The sequence below is a fragment of the Nostoc sp. CHAB 5715 genome (assembly GCF_020829685.1).
In the GTDB taxonomy this organism is placed as follows: domain Bacteria; phylum Cyanobacteriota; class Cyanobacteriia; order Cyanobacteriales; family Nostocaceae; genus Nostoc.
The window spans coordinates 1-2,650 of the sequence record NZ_JAIVFR010000997.1; the positions used below are offsets into that span (position 1 = coordinate 1).

At 40.5% G+C, this 2,650-nt stretch carries 2 protein-coding genes; one reads left to right on the top strand and one right to left on the bottom strand.

Features of this window, described 5'->3' with window-relative positions; translation table 11 throughout:
* Window positions 1-367: 367 nt before the first annotated feature.
* A complete protein-coding gene (locus LC574_RS34915) occupies window positions 368-1,555 on the bottom strand; it encodes a tetratricopeptide repeat protein (RefSeq protein ID WP_229458201.1) in 1,188 nt (395 codons plus the stop codon).
* 360 nt (window positions 1,556-1,915) lie between these two features.
* On the opposite strand from LC574_RS34915, the gene LC574_RS34925 reads away from it, so the two are divergent.
* Window positions 1,916-2,398: a hypothetical protein gene (locus tag LC574_RS34925; RefSeq protein WP_229458200.1), complete on the top strand. Its 483-nt coding sequence runs from the start codon at window positions 1,916-1,918 to the stop codon at window positions 2,396-2,398.
* Window positions 2,399-2,650: the final 252 nt, after the last annotated feature.

Below are 2,650 nucleotides of genomic sequence, written 5' to 3' on the forward strand. Positions count from 1 at the left end.
ATGGGTAGAATCAGATGAGCCAATTTTGTATGGTGCTGTGACTACTGGAGATATTTGGCAGTTTGGTAGTTTTAATCGCCAAGAACGGAAAGTGAGTCAAGATTTAATGTTGTATCGCGTACCAACTGATTTGGAAATCTTGATGCAGATTTTAGTAGGAATTTTGATGCAAGGCTAATAATAGATAAAGTCGAGCTAATTGCTCATTTTTAGCCTACCAAACACCTGAGCAACCCTTAACTGCAACGCCTCAAGTATCTACTTCTGAAGTTGGTCATTGGTCATTGGTCATTGGTCATTAGTTCTTCTCCCTCTGCCCCCAGCAAGAACAGCAAGAACTGCCCCCCACTCCCCATGCCCCTCACATCTACATCAACTCCATCTCCCGCAACCCCTGGCGTAGTCTTTTCGCCTCTTCAGGATTATACCTTTCATGAAGGGCGATCGCTTTTCTAAAAGCTGTTAAACTATCTTGATGATTGCCAACTTTCAGCAACACTACCCCTAAATTTTGATAGGCTTCGGCATAGTTGGGATTTAACTCGATTGCATTTTGATAAGATGCGATCGCATCTGTAAATAAACCCAACGCTTTAAATATCATCGCCAAATTATAATGTCCAAAAACAAAAGTAGGGTCAATTTTCAAAGTTGTGGCGTAAGCAGTTTTCGCACCGTTTAAATCTCCTGCTGCTTTGAGTAAGTTACCCAAGTTGATGTATGCTCCAAGTTTGAGCATGGGGTAAATTGGCAATTTAATCGCAGCTTGATAATGAGAAATAGCCTGTGGGGATTTTTGCAACCGACTGTAAGCAATGCCTAAATGGTAATGGAGTTCATATAAAATATCGTAGTTTTCTTCAGCATTGATGATTCCTCGTCTAAGCAACTCCATACCTTGGCTAATTTTCCCAGTTTCCACATACAATGCCCCTAATTTACTGCAAACATAGGGGTCATCAGGATGAGTAGCGAGAAACCCTTCCATTGCTGTAGCTGCTTTGGCATATTTGTTATTTTGAGCGATCGCACTTTTTTGATATCCTACGTGTAAAAGTGCCACTCCTGGTAAATAACCTACTTGCCAATGGGGTTCTTTGGTTATAATTGCCGACACGCTATCATCCACTAAGGCATGATAAGGACGGTCAAAGCGAATATCTGGATGATTGCGGAACAGCCTGGAAACTAGAGAATAGGGAGATTGTTCTGCACCAATTTCGTGGCGGACGAGGTTGATGAGCAGGTACTCGTCTCTTGCGATCGCCTCTCGCAACTGCGGTACAATTGCTGATGTGAGAGTTTCATCAGCATCTAATACCAGAATCCAATCTCCAGTGACATATTTTAGAGCTGCATTGCGGGCAGCACTGAAGTCATTACACCATTTAAAATGATAGACTTTTGCACCGAGTTGTTGGGCAATATTAGGAGTGCGATCAATTGAGCCTGTATCCAAGACTACCATTTCATCCACCACAATTCTTACACTGCTCAGGCATTTAGGCAGTGTTGCTGCTTCATTTTTTACAATCATGCACAGACTGAGTTTCATATTGCCAATCAATTCTGGTTCAAATTTTTTGCTTACTGTTGTCATTTGTCATTTGTCATTTGTCATTTGTCAAGAGTTACTCTTTGATGGCAAGAAAATATCTTCACAATCAGTAAATTATACTGAAAATGTGATGTCTTATTGGCAAGGATACCTCGATAATAATTTAACTACTATCAAAGTAAGACTTATAGAGTTTTGCCTTAGTCGCAGAGCTATTTGAGTCGGTTATCTCTGTCGGCATTAGCTACATTAAAAGAGATGGACGAGTAATTGATAATTCGTAATTCATAATTATTTTGGCGTATTTGTCTCCTGATTCGCTACGCTATGTATATCCTGGTTCTTCTGAAGCGTACTATGGATTTTGAAAGCAAAGCCAATGCCCCAACTCCTACAGACAACATAGAGTTTGCTCAACCAACTACTACCCGTAAGCCATTAGAATTGCTGCGAGATACTGAGGCTTTACTACGTCGCCCAACCGTAGCAACACTGTCGCCGATTTTGCCACCAAAACTGAGCAATAAGTTCCAAGCAACGTCATCTTTGGCAGATGATTCTTTTAAGGAATTGGCAGAAATTGACTTAGACACTATTAGTGATTTTGAACTGCGACATGCACGAATTGGTGTTGGCTTAAGCTTTGTTGGTTTTGGGGCGCTGATGATATTAGTGCTGCTGCTGTACTTAAACACGTTGCGTCCAGAACTCAGTACGGGTGAGCAGATTCGGCAATATTGGTATCAATATGTTTGGTTTGTCAGTTTAGGTGTTACAGGGATGTTTATGTTGGGCCGTGAAGCGATGCGTCCTATGCCAAGGCGACGGAAATCAAAATAGCAATCCTAAATCATTCGTGAAAAGTTAGATCCCCGACTTCTTAAAGAAGTCGGGGATCTGGACACTGAGAATTTTCACAAATCAGATAGGATTACTATATTTGGATTAAAGATGAAAAGTTTTAAATTTATAAGAAGAATTCAGAACTCAGGAGTCAGAATTCAGAATTGAATTCTGGACGACTGGGTAATGAATATTGGTTTAAAACCTTGCCCCTTGTGGGCAAAAAAAATTAAAATATTATTCCTAATT